This is a genomic window from Pseudoalteromonas sp. BSi20439 (assembly GCF_000241165.1).
Lineage (GTDB): Bacteria > Pseudomonadota > Gammaproteobacteria > Enterobacterales > Alteromonadaceae > Pseudoalteromonas.
The window spans coordinates 1-17,003 of record NZ_BADW01000014.1 but is presented as its reverse complement, the minus strand read 5'-3'; the positions used below and the strand labels follow the sequence as shown (position 1 = coordinate 17,003).

The window sequence follows — 17,003 nt, the reverse complement described above, 5'->3', positions numbered from 1 at the left end:
GAGTTAACTATCTAGTGACTTAATGATCCCGCATGCTTCAATAGTATTGTTCGAACCACAAGCACTAGCCATCTGTTGTAATTCAGCTTTAAGCGCCCTTAATTCTTTCATGCGTTTATTCACTAGTGCAAGTTGCTGATCAATTAATGCATTAACGCTAGAGCAGCTTTCTTCTGGCTTATTTTTTAATTCGATAAGACGTTTAATATCATTGAGTGATATATCTAGGCTGCGACAATGTTTTACGAACTCCAATTGTTTAAGTGCTTTACTATCATACAGCCTGAAATTACCTTCTGAACGGTTTGGATTTAACAGTAATCCTTCTCTTTCATAATATCTAATTGTTTGTATAGAACAGCCCGATTTTTTAGACAATTCGCCTATTTTCATCAATTTCCCCCAGACATTTGATTCTATAGTTACTATAGAGTCTGTAGTATAAGTATGCAACGAAAAGGATATATAAAAAATGACCGAGAAATATTTAAACAATACGAATATCGTTAATTTTGAACACAAAGATATCCAATCCCTGATCGATCAGCGAGGATGGCAAAGCTTAGACGATTTCAACAAAATTGGAGCAGCATACCAATTTGTGAAAGATGAAATAATGTTTGGCTATAACAAGAGTGATGATATAGCAGCAAGCGATGTACTAGCAGATGGTTATGGGCAATGTAATACTAAGGGTAATCTGTTAATGGCGCTATTGCGTGGACTAGGTATCCAGTGTCGTTTCCATGGTTTTACCATTGATCAGCAATTACAAAAAGGGGCTATACCTAGCTATGTATTTTGGTTAGCACCTAAATACATCATTCATAGTTGGGTAGAAGTTTATTTCGATGGACGCTGGATAAACTTAGAGGGCTTTATATTGGATGAGCAATACTTAAGCTCACTACAGCAGAAATTTAGCCAAGCAAAAGATGACTTTTGTGTCTATGGTGTTGCAACAAAGTGTTTCTCTTCACCAAACACAAATTGGTGCGGCCAAGATACCTATATTCAAAAAGAAGGTATTCATGACGACTTTGGGCTTTATGATTCCCCTGATGAGTTTTATCTTGAAAAGGGTACTAATTTGTCGGGAGTAAAACGTTGGATGTATCAAGGTGTGATTCGCCATTTGATTAATATGAATGTATCAAAAATTAGAAATACAAAAGCACTGGAGGTACAAAATGCACAACCATAGTCACAGTCATCAGCATTCTAAAGATGATCGTATTGGTTGGGCATTTTTTCTGAATGTGACATTTACTATTATCGAATTTATAGGTGGTTGGCTCACTAACAGTACTGCGATAATGGCAGATGCAGTTCACGATCTTGGTGATAGTCTTTCAATAGGTTTTGCGTGGATTTTAAGTCGTTTTTCAGATAAAGAAGCATCAGATAAGTTTAGTTATGGTTATCGTAGACTTACTCTCTTTGGCGCATTGATAAACAGTATTGTTTTAATCATTGGCTCAATTTGGATTTTATTTGAAGCAATTCCAAGGCTGTCCAATCCTGAAATGCCTGTAGTCGAGGGGATGTTAGGGCTAGCGATACTCGGCGTTGCCGTTAACGGATATGCGGTATTAAAATTAAAAGCGGGTGAAACATTAAATGAGAAAGTGCTGACATGGCACCTTCTTGAAGATGTACTTGGATGGGTTGCCGTTCTTATAGTCTCTATCGTACTGTTGTTCGCTGAACTGCCGATATTAGATCCCCTTTTATCAATAGGGTTCACGCTGTTCATCTTGTTTAATGTTTTCAAAAACCTGAAATCAACACTCGTTTTATTTCTTCAAGCTGCACCCGATAAAGAGACTCAAAAGCGTATTAAACTATCACTAATGGAATTTCCTGAAGTTAATGGTATCCACCACATGCACTTTTGGTCACTAGATGGTGAAAGTCACGTTTTAACAGCGCACCTTGAGCTGAGTGACAACTTTGACGTTAAAGAATTAATTAGGCTTAAACAAGAAGTTGCAGCTAAATTATCTTCCTATCATTTATCGCATACAACGATAGAGTTTGAGTTTTTAAATGAAAATTGTCGGGATGAAGCGCAGTAAGCTTTATCAATAAAATGTTGGGCATACAATATAAAAAGCAGCTTAATTAGGCATAACCTATTAATTAAGCTGCTTTTTGGGCTTTAAATTTCGTCAGATTACTGTTTGTTACTCTCAGAGCCATGCGCCCATTGATATAAAACAGGTAATACAAACAAAGTTAAAATGGTAGAAGATACAATACCGCCGATAACGACTGTTGCTAGTGGTCGTTGTACTTCTGCACCAATTCCAGTGTTTAGCGCCATTGGAATAAAACCTAAACTAGCAACCAGTGCCGTCATTAAAATAGGTCTTAAACGAATGATGGCACCTTCAATGATCGCTACGTAAAGGTCGCCTTTTTCATGCCAAAGATCTCGAATAAAAGCCAACATAACCAAGCCATTTAATACGGCGACACCTGACAATGCTATGAAGCCGACACCTGCCGAAATTGATAAGGGCATGTCTCTTAAATAAAGTGAAAATACGCCCCCAGTTAATGCTAAAGGCACGCCACTGAAAATGATTAATGCATCTTTTAATGAACCAAATGCGATAACCAAAATACCTAAGATTACAACTAATGTGATCGGTACAACTAAGCTTAATCTTTTACTCGCTGACTCTAGTTGTTCAAACGTTCCACCATAATCAAGCCAGTATCCTGCTGGGATTTCTCCTTCCTGATTAATTTTAGCTTTCACTTCTTTTACAAAGCCGCCTAAATCTCTGCCACGAACATTGACGGTAACCACAACTCTTCTTTTTCCGTTCTCACGGCTAATTTGAGCAGGTAAAGACTCTGATTTAAGCTCTGCAACTTCTTCAAGTGGCACATAGTTACCACCCTCAAGTGGAAGCGGCAGGTGCTTCAAGCTATCGATATCTGTTCTTGTTTGCTCTGGTAGGCGAACAACTAACTCAAATCGTCTGTCTCCTTCATAAATGATCCCCGCAGATTCTCCACCAATTGCAGTAGCAACCCAGTCTTGCAGTTCTGAAACGCTCAAACCGTATCGACCAAGCGCTTCTCGTTTAGGAATTACTGATAAAGATGGAACACCTGTGACCTGTTCCATTCGGGCATCAGCAGCACCGTCCACGGTTTTCACAATATTTAGAATATCTTTTGCGGTAAGTAATAATCGATCTAAGTCATCACCAAATATTTTGATGCCGACATCAGCTCTAACGCCAGAAATCAATTCATTGAAACGCATTTGAATAGGCTGAGTGAATTCATAGTTGTTGCCCGGAATGTTTTTCAGTACTTCTTCCATTTCTTCAACTAATTCACTCTTTGGCTTTGAAGGTTCGGCCCATTCTTTACGTGGTTTTAAAATAACAAAGATATCAGCAATACTCGGTGGCATTGGATCAGTTGCTACTTCTGATGTGCCGATGCGCGAGAATACTTTATCAACTTCAGGAAACGCTTTAATACGTTGCTCAAGTACTTCTTGCATTTCTACTGATTGCTCTAGGCCGGTAGAAGGTATTCTTAGCGCTTGGACTGTTATATCCCCTTCATTTAGCTGTGGAACAAATTCACTACCCAGCGTTGTTGCTAACCAAAGGCTATACCCCATTAACAGCGTTGAGAATGAAACAATAACCCAACGAAATTTCAACGCCATTTTTAACAATGGTTCATAAATAGACTTGGTTGAACGAATAACTACACTTTCTTTTTCGCTGATTTTACCTTTCATAAACACAGCTACAGCAGCAGGAACCAGTGTAACTGAAAGGATCATTGCGGAAATTAACGCCATAACGACAGTTGCCGCCATAGGGTGGAACATTTTCCCTTCAACGCCAGTTAGCGTGAAAATGGGGATGTAAACAACAGTGATAATTGCCACACCAAACAAGCTTGGACGTATCACTTCTGAAGTGGCTTCAAAAACGGTATTTAGGCGTTCTCTTAAGTCTTGCCTATGACCGTTGTGTTGGGCCTGTGCTAACCTACGGACAGAGTTTTCAACGATGATTACAGCCCCGTCCACTATCAAGCCAAAGTCCAATGCGCCGAGACTCATTAAATTGGCAGATACTCCTGCTTGCGCCATACCTGTGATTGTCATTAACATGGAAATAGGGATAACAGCAGCGGTAATGAGAGCTGCACGTAAATTTCCAAGTAGAATAAATAACACAACAATAACTAAAAGCGCACCTTCAACGAGGTTTTTGGTAACGGTTGCAATCGCTTTATCTACTAACGTTGTTCTGTCGTAAACAGGCTCTGCGGTAATGCCCTTTGGCAGAGATTTTTGTATTTCGCTGAGCTTATGTTCCACTTCTAAAGCAACGGTGCGAGAATTCTCACCAATCAGCATCATGGTTGTACCAAGCACTGTCTCAATGCCATTACGAGTAGCAGCCCCTGTTCTAAGTTCTTTGCCTATAGCAACATTGGCAACATCACTTATTTTTACAGGAATACCATCGTTCTTTTTGATGATGACATTGAGGATCTCATCTATTGTCGCTAGTTGCCCAATGGAGCGTACTAAAACTTGCTGTCCGTTTTGTTCGATATAACCTGCGCCACGGTTGTCATTGTTTTTACGTAATGCATCAGATATTTCTTCAAAGGTTACCTGATGAAAAAGTAATTTTTCGGGTTTAGGCGTTATGTGATATTGCTTGTTGTAGCCGCCGATACTGTTGACCTCAATGACGCCTTTAACTTGAGCCAATTGCGGTTTAATGATCCAGTCTTGTATTTCTCTTAAGGCAATAGCGGTATAAGGCTCTCCATTAGGCATTTTAGCGTCAGGAGAAGCTTGTACGGTATACATAAATATTTCGCCAAGCCCTGTCGAAATAGGACCCATTTCTGGCTCTAAGCCAGAGGGAATAACGCCTTTTATCGCAGCTAATCTTGCATTGATTAAGTTGCGAGCAAAATAAATATCGGTTCCCTCTTCAAAGATAACGGTTACTTGAGATAATCCATATCTTGACAGGGAGCGGGTGTGAGACAGCTTTGGCAATCCGGCTAAGGCGGTTTCTACAGGAAAGGTCACCCTTTGTTCCGCTTCCAAAGGTGAATAACCGGGGGCAGAAGTGTTTATTTGTACCTGCACGTTTGTTATATCTGGAACAGCATCAATGGGAAGTTTTTGATAACTCCACATGCCAACGCCGATGATTACCATCAGCAGACTTAATACTAAATAGCGTCTATTTATTGCAAGACGCAAAATTGATTCAATCATATTGCGTCTCCTAATCGTCGTCTTCTACTTCAGATTTCAAAATATCCGCTTTTATCAGATAACTGTTTTTGTTTACATATTCAGCGTCTTTACTGAGGCCATCAATGACCTCGATATAGTTTTTGTCTGAACGTCCGAGCACAAGTGGCGCAAACTCGTACTCTTCATCTTCTTTTACAAAGACACCAAATTGTCCTCCCAGTTCTTGTATCGCAACTTTCTCGACGGCTAAATCCACCTCAAATCGGTTTATCTTTACGCTGCCCATTAATAATTGGCCTGAGGTTAGGTTTAGCTCAGTGTTATTTAAACGTACACGTGCTAAAACATAAGACTGATCTTTAGCTGGAATTATATTGGTGATGGTTGAGTTGAATGCCTGTTCACCATGCTCAATATCAACAGGTTGACCGACTTTGATTTGATTATATTGGCTGGTAAACACCTTAAATTCAGCCCACAAGGTGTCAAAATTGACGATTTCAAACAAGCTAGTGTTTTGCGTGATACCGCCAATATTTCCATTTCGCTGTAAAACAGTCCCAGAAACAGGGGATGTTATTTTATAGGTATTTAAGCTTTCATTAGATTCAATAACGGCTAATAGATCTCCTTTTTTTACCTTATCACCAACAGTGGAGTTAATTGTCTTTATAACGCCGTTATATCTAGCGCCAACTTGAAATAATTGTTCAGCGCCTATCGTCGTAGCGCCGTATACAGGGATAGTTTGGTTCAACGTTTTTGAAGCTAAATAGGCTGTTTCAACACCAAGCCTTTTTGCCATGTTATTGTTTATTTTGCTAATGCCTTCTTCGCCTTCATGTTCATCTTCACTAGCGATAACACTTTGAATGGGTGATAGATACCCAATAAAAATCAATAGTGCGAGTAAATAGTTTTTCATTTTGAATTCCTAAACGATTCAGTTAATAACTGAATCAATAAATTGTTATTAAACTTAAAGTGATGTTTATTTAGAGTGACAGCGCTTCGTTTGTTAGTTTTTCTATCTCTGCGCCATAAATTAGGGCAGCAGATGCCGCATCAATGAGGGTTCGCCGAGCATTTAACAGCTCTTGTCTAGCCGATACATAATCAAGATATCCATATCGACCTTTTTGATAGGCGTCTTGAGTATCTTCCAGTGCATCTTCAAGCATTGGGATAACCGACTGCTTTAATGAATTAGCTGTTAATATGGCTTGTTTTCTATTGGAGTATGCTCGTAGTAAGTGATTTCTAAACCTCAACTTAGTCGCCTCTTTCTCTATGGCAACTTGGTCACGCTCTGCTAGCGCACTAGCGATTGCACCAGAATTTCGCTTTTCAGCAAACAAAGGTAAGCTAAAGCCAGCGACCAGTGCCGTATCATTGGCTTCTTGAGAGCGCCTAACACCAACAGACCATTTGATATTGGCCGTTGACTCTGTTTTAGCCAACTGTAATTCGGCCTCTTTTAGTCGCTGCTCACTTGCATAAACTTGAATAGCAGGGTTTTTCTCTAATTTCGCAAAGAGACTACTAAAATCACTATCATTGCCAAACTGAAACAGATCTCCAGTTACTCTAGAGAATGACACTGATGTTTCTCCCCAGTAAGCTGATAAAGAAAGCTTTAGATATTCCAAGCGCTTTTGTTCAGATTGAAGGGTGAGGTTAGCCTGAGCAATAACTGCTTTTGAACGTTTCACTTCAGCCTCAGGAGTAGCACCTGCGCGGTTACGCTGAGATACAATCTCTAACGTTTCTTGTGCTAAGCTCAATGCATTATCTGCCAATATCACTCTTTGTTGGGCTGCAAGTACTTCCACGTACTTCTCAGTGACTTGAGCCATTAAATTAAGCGCAGAGACTTCTTTCTCAGCATTGAGTAGTGCTCTTGATTTTGAAACAAGTCCAATCCGCGCTGAGCGTTTATCTCCCATTTCGATAACCGAAGATAGAGCGACTGTTAATTCAGCACTGTCGAATGCATTAAATTCACCTGAGCCTGCAAAGTTCTCAGCTTCAACTTCTAGTTCATAAGCGGGATTTAAACTTGCTGTTTGTTCTTGTCCTGTTAATGCGGTTTGTTTGAAATCAAATATTTTGAGTTCAGGATTTTGTTTAAGCGTCCACTGAATTGCCTCTTGAAGATTTAACTGCTTTTCAAAGGCATAAACATTAAATGTAAAAAGTGACAACGCGAGAAACGCGATATATTTAAGCTGAGGTGTTACACACCTCAAAATTGCTATCTTGCGATGCTCACAGGTATTAAGTGCCATGTATACTTTCCTATAAATTTATATGTGATATTTAGGTCATTAACATTTGACCTTTCTTAATTTTCTATAAAATTTAGGCGTATTTAGGTGGGCGGAATGGCACCGACATATAGCCTTTTAGCTCAGGAGAAACTAAGGCGTAGGTAAGGAAATATTCTATTTTTTGTAAAATATTACAAGAATAATCTGCATTTAAAAATAAGTGACAACAGCAACAAAAATTACAATTATCAATTAAAGTTTGGCTATTACTCACCTCAAATAAATTGGAGGTTTCTGGAGATTCTAGCGGGGTAATAGACTCAGTTAGTGATGTATTAAAAGAACTTTCAATTAAGTTTACTTCAAGCTCTTCTAGCGAAAAAAACACAGATTGCACCGCGATTAAAATCATTATCACGTATGATATATATGGTTTAAAATATGACGGACGCATTAGGTTCATTGTTATCTAGTTCGCTTCAATCAGTCTGATAGTTCCCAAAGTCGTTGGGACTATGTTTAAATCTGAAACATGAGTAAACCCTGATTCAACCTCTAAAGAAGGAAGGACTCCATCTACATTATCTTTTGTAGTTTCAAAACCATCTAATAACTGAACGACAAAGAACAATATCCGTTGAAATATTGAAGTCGGCTTTCCCCAGTCAGCAATTAATAAAATGCCACCCGGTTTAAGTACCCGACGAATTTCAGTTAATGTCGCACGCTTAGTTGAACGGCTTAAGTGATGAAAAAACAAACTTGAAACTACGATATCAAAGGAATTATCACTAAAAGGCATTTCTTGTCCAAAGCCCTGTCTAAAAGAAATATTAAGATCCTTGCCTATAACTTTTTTCTGTGAAATATCTAAAGCGGTTTGGTCTGCATCTAAGCCTATTACGGTATATTTAGGTGATTTTTCAGCTATTAATTTTGTTAGCGTTCCGGTTCCACATCCAACATCAAGTAGGTTGTTTCCTTTGACGTTGGCAACTTTATCTACAATCAGTTTTTTAAAAAATGCTTCTCTCGTGGTGATAGCAACGAGGCTGTCATAAAAATTAGTTAACCAATGAAATCGTAATGGCGGAATGTAGGCATTGTTTTTCATAACTTCATTTCCCTTTAGCCGTTTGAAGCAGACTTAAACTAGCTATAAAGATGCTATTAATGGTTTTAAAATTTAAATAAATAGCCATGATGAATTTGTTTAATACTTTAGCTGTAAGATACGGCGAGCACCGTTTAAAACTACAACAGCAATAATCAAACCAATCACTAAATCTGGATAACGGCTGCTTGTTACTGTAACTAAAAAGCCAGCTAAGATTACCCCAACATTTGCAATAACGTCATTTGCGGAAAAAATCCAGCTTGCTTTCATATGAGCGCCGTCTTCTTTATTACCAAATATTAAAAATAGACAAGCAATGTTAGCGATTAGTGCTATTCCACCAAATATCATCATTAAAGAAGAGATCGGTTCACTACCGTAAACAAAGCGTCTTACGACTTCGCTCAAAGCACTTAGCGCTAGAATAACTTGAAGCACACCAGATATATGTGCCGCTCTAAGTTTCATGCTGATACTTTTACCTACCGAATAAATAGCCAAACCATACACAGCAGCATCAGCAAACATATCTAATGAGTCTGCAATTAGGCCAGCAGACTGTGCAATCAACCCAGCAATTACTTCTATAAAAAACATGACTCCATTAATGGCTAACAACCATTTTAGGGTTGATGCTTCTTTCATCTCATTTTTTTGGGCTAGATCTTTTGCTTTTGCAGCTTCGGTGCTGCAACTTTCTTTAGTTGATGCCAACTCTGCACCGAGATTGAGTTGTTGTAATTTTTTTGTTATCTCATCTAAATTTTCATCATGAAAAACCTTGACTAAACGGCTAGGAATATCAAATTGCAACCCAACTGAAGGCTCAATTGAGTCAAGTGCTAACCTAATCAATCTCTCTTCTGAAGGACAGTCCATTTGAGGTACTTTAAATGTACTGACAAACGCGCCACTATAGTTATCTAATTGTGTATCAATTTTTACATCTTCATTGGTAGAAGATGATTGACACTGACCACTACATTTTTCTGACATATTTAACATTCCGTAATAATATTAAAATAAGTATAAAATCTATAGTGGCTATAGAGTCAAATAAAAATTATTCAATATGAAAAGTTTGGGAAGTAACTCAAATAGCTATTCCAAGAAAATAATTGTTGGGGGGTAGTGACAGCAAACACTGCTAACATTATTTGGACTGCCCGTTTTATACCGATGTTTATCAAAGATAAAAAATAGAAGAGCTATCTAGATAGAATAAATTAACCGATGATCCTAATTCCACATTAAAGTCGCGTTGGTGTGTTACTAATTGTACAGAGGATCTAAAACAAGATTTAAATTTAAAAGTAAGAGCAACGACTATATTGTTGGAACACTTGTCATGAGATACGCTAAGCCTAATGTCCGGTTTCGTATCAAAGTGAATTTTAGCTGAAGTAATTTTGTACCATCGTTTACGACTGCTTCAGGCTCAAATCTGACGAAGATTTCCTAGTACTCACCCAATCTGGCTTGATGAGAAATAATCTCAAACATTATGCGTAGCCACATATTCGCTCAACTTGAGCGGGATCTTATAAAAGCCAGAACCACAGAAGGTCGTGAAGAGGCTAAAGCTAAAGGCAAACACATGGGCAGATTGCCTGCTTTATCAGACAAACAAGCGAAAGAATTATATAAAGATAAATTAAATGGTGAATCGATCTCTGCATTAGCGAAGAAATATTCTGTTAGCCGCCCCACGGTTCACCGAACTATTGAAAGAATGGAACAAAAGAAATAATAAATAAAAGGAGACGTTATGTGGTCTGATAAAGAATCAAAAATTGATTTCTTAAATTTTAATGAAACGGCTGAGTCAATAAAAGATCTTATAACAGAAAAGGAGTTAATGCCTATTAGTATAGGCGTTTTTGGTGATTGGGGCGCTGGAAAATCGACGATTCTTGAACTTACTAAGGCTTCTCTGGAAAGTGATGAACAAGAATATATCCAAGTACATTTCGATGCATGGACTTTCCAAGGGTATGATGACGCTAAAGCGGCGTTACTAGAAACAATTGCATCTACTTTAGTTAAAAAAGCAGCAGACGATAAAAATCTCAGTGCAAAAGCAAAAGAGTTTGCTGGACGAATAGATAAGATCAGACTGATGGGATTGCTAATGGATGGTGGTGCAGCATTAGCTGGTATACCAACTATGGGTGGTATACAGAAGATCATGGGACTATTCAGTGGTGGTGACGATGGTGAACTGGATGTTGATGATGTAAAAGGTGCTGTCGATGGCGCTAAGGATGTCGCGAAGAAAAACAAAGGTTTGATCAAAGATAATAAATCATTTTCACCTCCTAAAGAAATTAAAGAATTCCGAAAAGCATATTCTGATCTGTTAAAGGAGTTTGATAAGCCACTTATTGTCTATGTCGATAATTTAGATCGCTGCTCTCCATTTAATGCTATTTCGACCCTTGAGGCGATCAGGTTATTTCTATTTTTACCCAATACTGCATTTGTTATTGCCGCCGATGAGGACATGATCCGCTTGGCAGTGCCTGAGTATCACAAAGGTGCATCTCAACGACATCAAACTGATTATTTAGACAAGCTTATTCAAATTCCTGTGCATGTACCAAGACCCGGCGTTCTGGAGATAAGGGCATATTTAATGATGCTTACTGCTCAAGATCACGGCGTTACCGATGCGCAATTAGAAACGATAAGATGTGCCCTTGAAGAGTCATTAAGGCTGTCGTGGAAACAACCACAAATTACCGTTGACGAGCTACTTCAAGATCACGAGATTGAAAAGCATTCCGAACTCAGAAGTAAATTTGTGGTTGCTGAACAGTTAGCTCCACTATTAGCTGAATCCACAAACATTAACGGCAACCCTCGCATAGTTAAGCGATTACTCAATCAGGTTAAGATGAGAAAGAAAACCGCTCATCGCAGAGGAATGCAGCTTGATGAAAAAACTATCACTAAGCTGGTAATTTTTGAGAGGTGCTTAGGCACTCAGGCTACCAACAAGCTTTATGAATTAATTGATAAGGAAAACGGATATCCAAAAGTATTAGCGGATCTTGAAAATTCAGAAGTCGAATTTGACGAAATTAATTTACCTGAAGAGTGGAAACTCGACCTAGCTTTTATTGATAAATGGTCGAAATTACCTCCCATGTTCACTGAAATGGATTTGACACCAGCGGCATATCTGAGCAGAGAAAGCATTCCAATGGGGGCTGTTAATTCGGTAATGTCTGGAGCCGCTCAAAAACTCGTAGAAGAATTAATGAAGCAAAAGGTAAGGGTCAGTGGCGTTAACTCTACTGCGATTACCACAACTCCGAAGGAAGAATACATGTCAGTCATGGATGGTTTGATTGAAAACTTTAAGTTGATTGGTGATTGGACCGAAAGACCAACAGGCATTTATGGGGCTGTGTTACTTGCCAAGCAGGATGATAAATGTAGCTTAAGTCTTCTTACATTTTTAAAAAGCTTGCCCCGCCAAAGATGGCTTAATCCAATTTTAAAAGAACTAGAGGGAACTAAGTAATATGGGTACGTCCGCATCGTCAACAGGACCAAATAATAAGAGTCCACTTATTCCATCTTGGGCAGAGCAAGGAGATCCTGTCACAATAGAACCTGCATCAGGTACTGATGGGGATGAGCAAGCTGGCTCTGATAATAATCAAGCTGATGATCAGAATGACAATAGCAATGATATTGACAATGACAAGGTTCAACAAGAAATCGGTGGTTCACCTACAGCAACACCGCCTCCAAATAGGTTTGCCAGTGCCAGAAGAGCATTTGGTAAATATGCGCAAACAGGTGGCTCAACCTCAGATCTAAGGCGTTCATTAAAAAGTTACTCTAGAAAAGGCTCTGGCGGAGGTAAAAGCACAAGCAGGAGACTATCAAGCGGCATAACTGCTGGTTCTGGATTGCTTGGTGTCATGCGTGGCGACACCGTAACGGTTAATAATCAAAGCTTATCATTAGGTGATCTAACTGGGCTATCGACTGATCAAGCAATCGACAAAATTGCTAGCCATTTAGCGCCTGATAATGCCGATTCGGATGCTGTAAGAGTTGCGTTGGATTACGCACTAGAAGAAGCACTCCCCGATACAGAAGAATTTGACCCAAACAGTTTTACTGACGAAGTTATCCAAGAAGCCATAGGCTGTTATTTAACAGACCTTATTTTTCAGGATGTGGTTGAAGGCATGGGCAGAGCTTGGTTTCATGTTGAGCCAGCAAGCAAGCATCATCAAATGGAAGTTGAATTAAGGGAACTAATAAAAGTGATTACACAAGAGCAGTTAGACAAAGTAACTAATGGCAACCCCAGTACTATTAGCAAAGAAAATATTACTAAAATTCAAGCCGATGCTATTGCTATGACGGTTGATGAATGGGAGAGCTTTAATGACTAATTTTTACTTTAACCATGACCCTGCTAACTTGCCTGACTTTTCTGATGATTGTCATCCTGTCCAAATGTTTCATACGCATCAAAATGACATCACTAAGCACAGCTTGGTGTCAAAACAACTACTACAAACAGTTCGTGATTTAGGATTGAATGTAGATGCTGATTCAATAGATCTGATAACAATTGCTACCGCCGTTACCGCTGCTGATACATTTGAATTAAGGGATAATGCAGAAAATGCATGGGCTAGAAAAATGCATTTGCATGTTCCTGTAACTGATGAGGATATGTGGAATTTTGTAGAACCTGAACTGAGTTCTTTGCTCAACTTTCTTACAGGCGATCAATGGCTGTTTACTTTTGAAAAAACAACTATGCCGATGCCGACTCCTAAAACAAGTGAGCAAGCGAAAGCAAAAGCAAAATCATTAATTGGACTCAACTCTGTTTGCCTTTTTTCTGGTGGTCTTGATAGCGCAGTTGGTGCAATTGATATTTTGAACGGAGAATCAGATTTAAAGCCTCTCTTGGTTAGTCACGCTTATCGTGGTGATGGCGCTAAGCAAGAAGACATTAAGCAATTATTATCCCCGCCATTCGGCGAATTGTCCTATTCAATGTCTCCCCATATTATTAAGCACTTAGAAGGTAAAACTGACATTAGTATGAGGGGAAGAAGCTTTAACTTCCTAGCTATGGCGGTACTTGGTATATCAGCCTTAAGAAATGCTAATTGCGATAGCAGTATTGAAACTATTGTCGTCCCAGAGAATGGCTATATTTCTATAAATCCGCCGCTTACCAGAAGACGGATTGGTAGCCATAGCACTAGAACTACTCATCCTAATTTTCTAAGCAGGCTTGAATCTTTGCTTAGAGACACTGGGTTTCATGTCAAATTTGTAAACCCCTATCAATTCAAAACTAAAGGTGAAATGTTAGCGGAATGTGTTGATCAAGACGCAATTAGAAAAGCAGTTCCCCTAAGTGTTTCATGCAGTCATTGGCACAGAGAACATAAACAGTGTGGGCATTGTGTACCTTGCCTTATTCGAAGAGCGTCAGTTTTTCATGCTGGTTTTACACAAGATGCGCCATACAAGACAAAGCGGTTGAGAGATCTTATCAAAGAAAAAGATACTCGCGATGATCTCCAAGCGGTTCAAACTGCCATTATTAGATTGAAACAATCCGATAACTATCGTTCTTGGCTTCGAAGTTCAGGGCCAATACCACAAGAAAAAGATATACGAGAAAAATTAGAATCAACTATTAAGCGAGGATTGGCAGAGGTTGAATTATTTCTCCAAGCGGATAAATCGTCATGATGGATCTTCATTGCCACGTTGATTTATATCCAGATCATCAAGAGGTATTGAACGACATAAAAAGCAGTAATTATTACGTGCTATCAGTAACTACGGTGCCTTCAGCTTTTGAAGGTACTGTCCAGTTAACAAGTGGCATAAAACACTGTAAGACGGCCTTGGGGCTTCACCCTCAACTTGCTCATCTAAGAAAAAATGAATTAGCACTATTCGATAAGCTAGTTGATAGAACTAGATATATTGGAGAAATTGGACTGGATGGCTCAAAAGGTTACGCTGATTACTTTGATGATCAATTAGAGGTTTTCACGCATATTCTAAAAAAATGTGAAGGCTTTGATGACAAAATACTAACTATCCATAGTCTTAACGCGACTGGTGAAGTTCTTGAACAACTTAAGTTACATCCCAATGCTGGTACTTCTATTCTTCATTGGTTTTTAGGTACTAAGAAGCAAGTTCTAGAAGCCGTCGAGCTAGGCTGTTTCTTCTCTATTGGGCCAGCCATGCTAACTTCAGCCAGAGCTAAAAAAGTAATATCGTGGATACCTCAAGATAGAGTTCTACTCGAAACTGATGGACCTTTCGCCAAAGTGGCGGGGAATATTCTGTTTCCTTCAAGTGTTGGCACTGTTACTGAATATCTGGCTGAAATTTGGTGTAAAAATAAGGCTTTGATAATAGAAAAATTGTCAGTAAATCTTAGGTGTTTAACATCAGTCAAGTAACTAATTATACGTCACGTAATCTTATAACAATTTTATTCAGGTTTAATCGGTTTGTTTGAAGTATTTGTATTAGCTATAGCACTCAGTATGGACGCGTTTGCAGTATCCATAGGCTTAGGTTCTAAAAAAGTAGTAAATGCTGAAAAGCTCTTTATTAAAGCCGCTGCTTATTTTGGTTTTTTCCAAGGCTTTATGCCTCTTTTAGGCTATTACAGCGGTAAAGGTTTATCATCTTGGATTGAAGATTATGCACCTTGGATAGTCTTTTATTTTGCTAGTATTTATCGGTGGCAAAATGATTTATGAGTCCCAATCTGAAGGAATTGAAGAAGATATTGCTAATGTTACTCATCGTGTGCTATTTGTTCTTGCTATTGCCACCAGTATTGATGCAATGGCGGCAGGTTATGCAATCACATTGCTTGAGGTAGATATAGCCGTAGCTTGCTTGATAATAGGCGTCACGACGTTTGCCTTTAGCTGGATTGGTGTGAATATCGGCGAAAGAAGTGGCGTATGGCTGGAATCTAAAGCTGAACTATTTGGTGGTTTAGTGTTAATCGCAATCGCATTTAAGATATTACTTGGTTGACACAGAACCACCGAATACTAGGCTACTTACCTGAGCAACATGCATTGCCTTCTTGAATAGGAGGACACTTAACTGTTCCATAAGAGCAATAAACGCAACAATCACCTTTTAACGGTTTAAGTAGTGCTTTACAGCTTTCGCATTCGTAATACCATTGGCAAGCGTTTGTAGGCATGGTTTCAACTTTGCTAAATCCACATTCAGGGCAAGTGATTTTAGATTCTAGTTCTATACCTTGCATACTGGTTCCTTAATGGGCTTAACAATATCTAAAATAGACATTACGACCATCCAAATGATCCCAAAGTAAAATAAGTAAGTGCTCCAGTCGTATTGCCATAAAGGATAAAGGGTCAGCAATACTGCAATTGGGCCAATGACACTTAAAACGCCTCTCAATGAATCTCGATGTTGATACCAATTATAGAAATTAACTAACAACGCTAGTGAAGCAAATAATGGCAATAAGGTGTTCACCGCTATCCCTTCAAAATGTGAAAGAAAACCTAACCCAAGAGCAGATGCCAATGAGCCGAGTGCAGGAAAACATGCTGTGCAGCTAAGGGCGGCTAGCCAAACGCCACCAGAACCTACTTTATCTAGAATTTTATTGATCATAACTATCTACCTCAATTTTTAAGGTAGTATAAACTCCGTACATAAGTACGGGGTCAATAGCTATTTAAGTGAATTTATTACCGGGCAGGATTGAGGGTCTTGATTGGCCTTGCAAGAATCTGTCATATCTTGAATTACTTTCTCTAATCGCTGTAAATCAGCAATTTTATTACGAATGAGATTAAGTTTTTGCAACCCCATCGACTCAATATCAGCGCAACTGTCACTTAGTGACATAAGCGATTCAATTTCTTTCAGCGTAAACCCTAATGCTTTAGCTTTCAGAATAAATTTGAGTTGACTGGTAAGGGCATCGCCATACATTCTGTAACCAGACTCTGGTTTTAAAGGTTGCTCTATCAGACCTTGGCGCTCATAGAAACGGATTGTTTCAACATTGATATCTAAATCTTTTGCCAGTTTTCCAATGGTTCTCATAAACATACTCTTTAGAAGCAGAAATATCATTATACAATTAATGCGGATTGCCTAAACTCAATTTTATTGCATGAACGGGGTCGCTAAGCGTCCTCTTTGTAGAATTAAGTTCACATATCCAGATCACTCTGACCGTCTCTTGTTCGCTCTTGCTGCCTGTCAGGTGAAGTCTAAGCCTAATCAACAAAACTGTAAGTTGAGATATGAGCTACTACATCTAATC

At 38.9% G+C, this 17,003-nt stretch carries 17 protein-coding genes and 1 pseudogene; 8 read left to right on the top strand and 10 right to left on the bottom strand.

Features of this window, described 5'->3' with window-relative positions; genetic code table 11:
- Window positions 1–3: 3 nt before the first annotated feature.
- Complete coding sequence (gene cadR, locus P20439_RS01785) at window positions 4–393, bottom strand: Cd(II)/Pb(II)-responsive transcriptional regulator (RefSeq protein WP_008109677.1); 390 nt, start codon at window positions 391–393, stop codon at window positions 4–6.
- A 79-nt stretch (window positions 394–472) separates the two neighbouring features.
- Here cadR and P20439_RS01780 point away from each other — a divergent pair, with 79 nt between their 5' ends.
- Window positions 473–1,204 (top strand): transglutaminase family protein, encoded by a 732-nt coding sequence (locus tag P20439_RS01780; RefSeq protein WP_008464145.1) that lies wholly within the window; start codon window positions 473–475, stop codon window positions 1,202–1,204.
- On the top strand, window positions 1,191–2,078 hold the full coding sequence (locus P20439_RS01775; RefSeq protein ID WP_008464143.1) for a cation diffusion facilitator family transporter: 888 nt from the start codon (window positions 1,191–1,193) through the stop codon (window positions 2,076–2,078). The genes P20439_RS01780 and P20439_RS01775 overlap by 14 nt, the downstream gene beginning before the upstream one ends.
- Before the next feature lie 98 nt (window positions 2,079–2,176).
- On the opposite strand, the gene P20439_RS01770 is transcribed toward P20439_RS01775, so the two are convergent.
- From P20439_RS01770 to P20439_RS01745, 6 genes are all read right to left on the bottom strand, one after another.
- Window positions 2,177–5,290 carry an efflux RND transporter permease subunit gene (locus P20439_RS01770; RefSeq protein WP_013465884.1) on the bottom strand — a complete coding sequence of 1,038 codons (3,114 nt, stop codon included), beginning with the start codon at window positions 5,288–5,290 and terminating at the stop codon, window positions 2,177–2,179.
- Between the two features lie 10 nt (window positions 5,291–5,300).
- Window positions 5,301–6,197: an efflux RND transporter periplasmic adaptor subunit gene (locus tag P20439_RS01765; RefSeq protein WP_008109684.1), complete on the bottom strand. Its 897-nt coding sequence runs from the start codon at window positions 6,195–6,197 to the stop codon at window positions 5,301–5,303.
- Between the two features lie 70 nt (window positions 6,198–6,267).
- Complete coding sequence (locus P20439_RS01760; RefSeq protein ID WP_008109686.1) at window positions 6,268–7,560, bottom strand: TolC family protein; 1,293 nt, start codon at window positions 7,558–7,560, stop codon at window positions 6,268–6,270.
- A gap of 73 nt (window positions 7,561–7,633) precedes the next feature.
- Complete coding sequence (locus P20439_RS01755; RefSeq protein WP_223230508.1) at window positions 7,634–7,930, bottom strand: hypothetical protein; 297 nt, start codon at window positions 7,928–7,930, stop codon at window positions 7,634–7,636.
- An 81-nt stretch (window positions 7,931–8,011) separates the two neighbouring features.
- Window positions 8,012–8,656: a class I SAM-dependent methyltransferase gene (locus tag P20439_RS01750; protein WP_008109690.1), complete on the bottom strand. Its 645-nt coding sequence runs from the start codon at window positions 8,654–8,656 to the stop codon at window positions 8,012–8,014.
- Window positions 8,657–8,755: 99 nt separating this feature from the next.
- Complete coding sequence (locus P20439_RS01745) at window positions 8,756–9,655, bottom strand: cation transporter (protein WP_008109692.1); 900 nt, start codon at window positions 9,653–9,655, stop codon at window positions 8,756–8,758.
- A gap of 508 nt (window positions 9,656–10,163) precedes the next feature.
- Here P20439_RS01745 and P20439_RS18870 point away from each other — a divergent pair.
- The 6 genes and pseudogenes from P20439_RS18870 to P20439_RS01715 all read left to right on the top strand — a co-directional run bounded on the left by P20439_RS18870 (window position 10,164) and on the right by P20439_RS01715 (window position 15,724).
- Window positions 10,164–10,409, top strand: coding sequence for a helix-turn-helix domain-containing protein (locus P20439_RS18870; protein ID WP_033103103.1), 246 nt, complete (start codon window positions 10,164–10,166; stop codon window positions 10,407–10,409).
- 18 nt (window positions 10,410–10,427) lie between these two features.
- A complete protein-coding gene (locus P20439_RS01735; protein WP_024596196.1) occupies window positions 10,428–12,188 on the top strand; it encodes a P-loop NTPase fold protein in 1,761 nt (586 codons plus the stop codon).
- 1 nt (window position 12,189) lies between these two features.
- Entirely contained in the window at window positions 12,190–13,077 is an 888-nt protein-coding gene (locus tag P20439_RS01730) for a hypothetical protein (protein WP_008109702.1), read from the top strand.
- A complete protein-coding gene (qatC, locus tag P20439_RS01725; protein ID WP_008109704.1) occupies window positions 13,070–14,404 on the top strand; it encodes a Qat anti-phage system QueC-like protein QatC in 1,335 nt (444 codons plus the stop codon). The genes P20439_RS01730 and qatC overlap by 8 nt, the downstream gene beginning before the upstream one ends.
- Entirely contained in the window at window positions 14,401–15,132 is a 732-nt protein-coding gene (qatD, locus tag P20439_RS01720; protein WP_008109706.1) for a Qat anti-phage system TatD family nuclease QatD, read from the top strand. The genes qatC and qatD overlap by 4 nt, the downstream gene beginning before the upstream one ends.
- A gap of 51 nt (window positions 15,133–15,183) precedes the next feature.
- Window positions 15,184–15,724: pseudogene (locus tag P20439_RS01715) on the top strand (manganese efflux pump MntP family protein).
- A 22-nt stretch (window positions 15,725–15,746) separates the two neighbouring features.
- Here the strand turns inward: P20439_RS01715 and P20439_RS01710 are convergent.
- Genes P20439_RS01710 through P20439_RS01700 form a run of 3 tightly spaced genes read right to left on the bottom strand, consistent with a single transcriptional unit; the run spans window position 15,747 to window position 16,780 of the window.
- On the bottom strand, window positions 15,747–15,965 hold the full coding sequence (locus tag P20439_RS01710) for a GDCCVxC domain-containing (seleno)protein (RefSeq protein WP_008109710.1): 219 nt from the start codon (window positions 15,963–15,965) through the stop codon (window positions 15,747–15,749).
- On the bottom strand, window positions 15,953–16,342 hold the full coding sequence (gene merC / locus P20439_RS01705; RefSeq protein WP_008109712.1) for an organomercurial transporter MerC: 390 nt from the start codon (window positions 16,340–16,342) through the stop codon (window positions 15,953–15,955). Before merC ends, P20439_RS01710 begins: the two co-directional genes overlap by 13 nt.
- A 60-nt stretch (window positions 16,343–16,402) precedes the next feature.
- Window positions 16,403–16,780, bottom strand: a complete 378-nt coding sequence (locus tag P20439_RS01700; protein WP_008464133.1) for a MerR family transcriptional regulator — start codon at window positions 16,778–16,780, stop codon at window positions 16,403–16,405.
- Window positions 16,781–17,003: the final 223 nt, after the last annotated feature.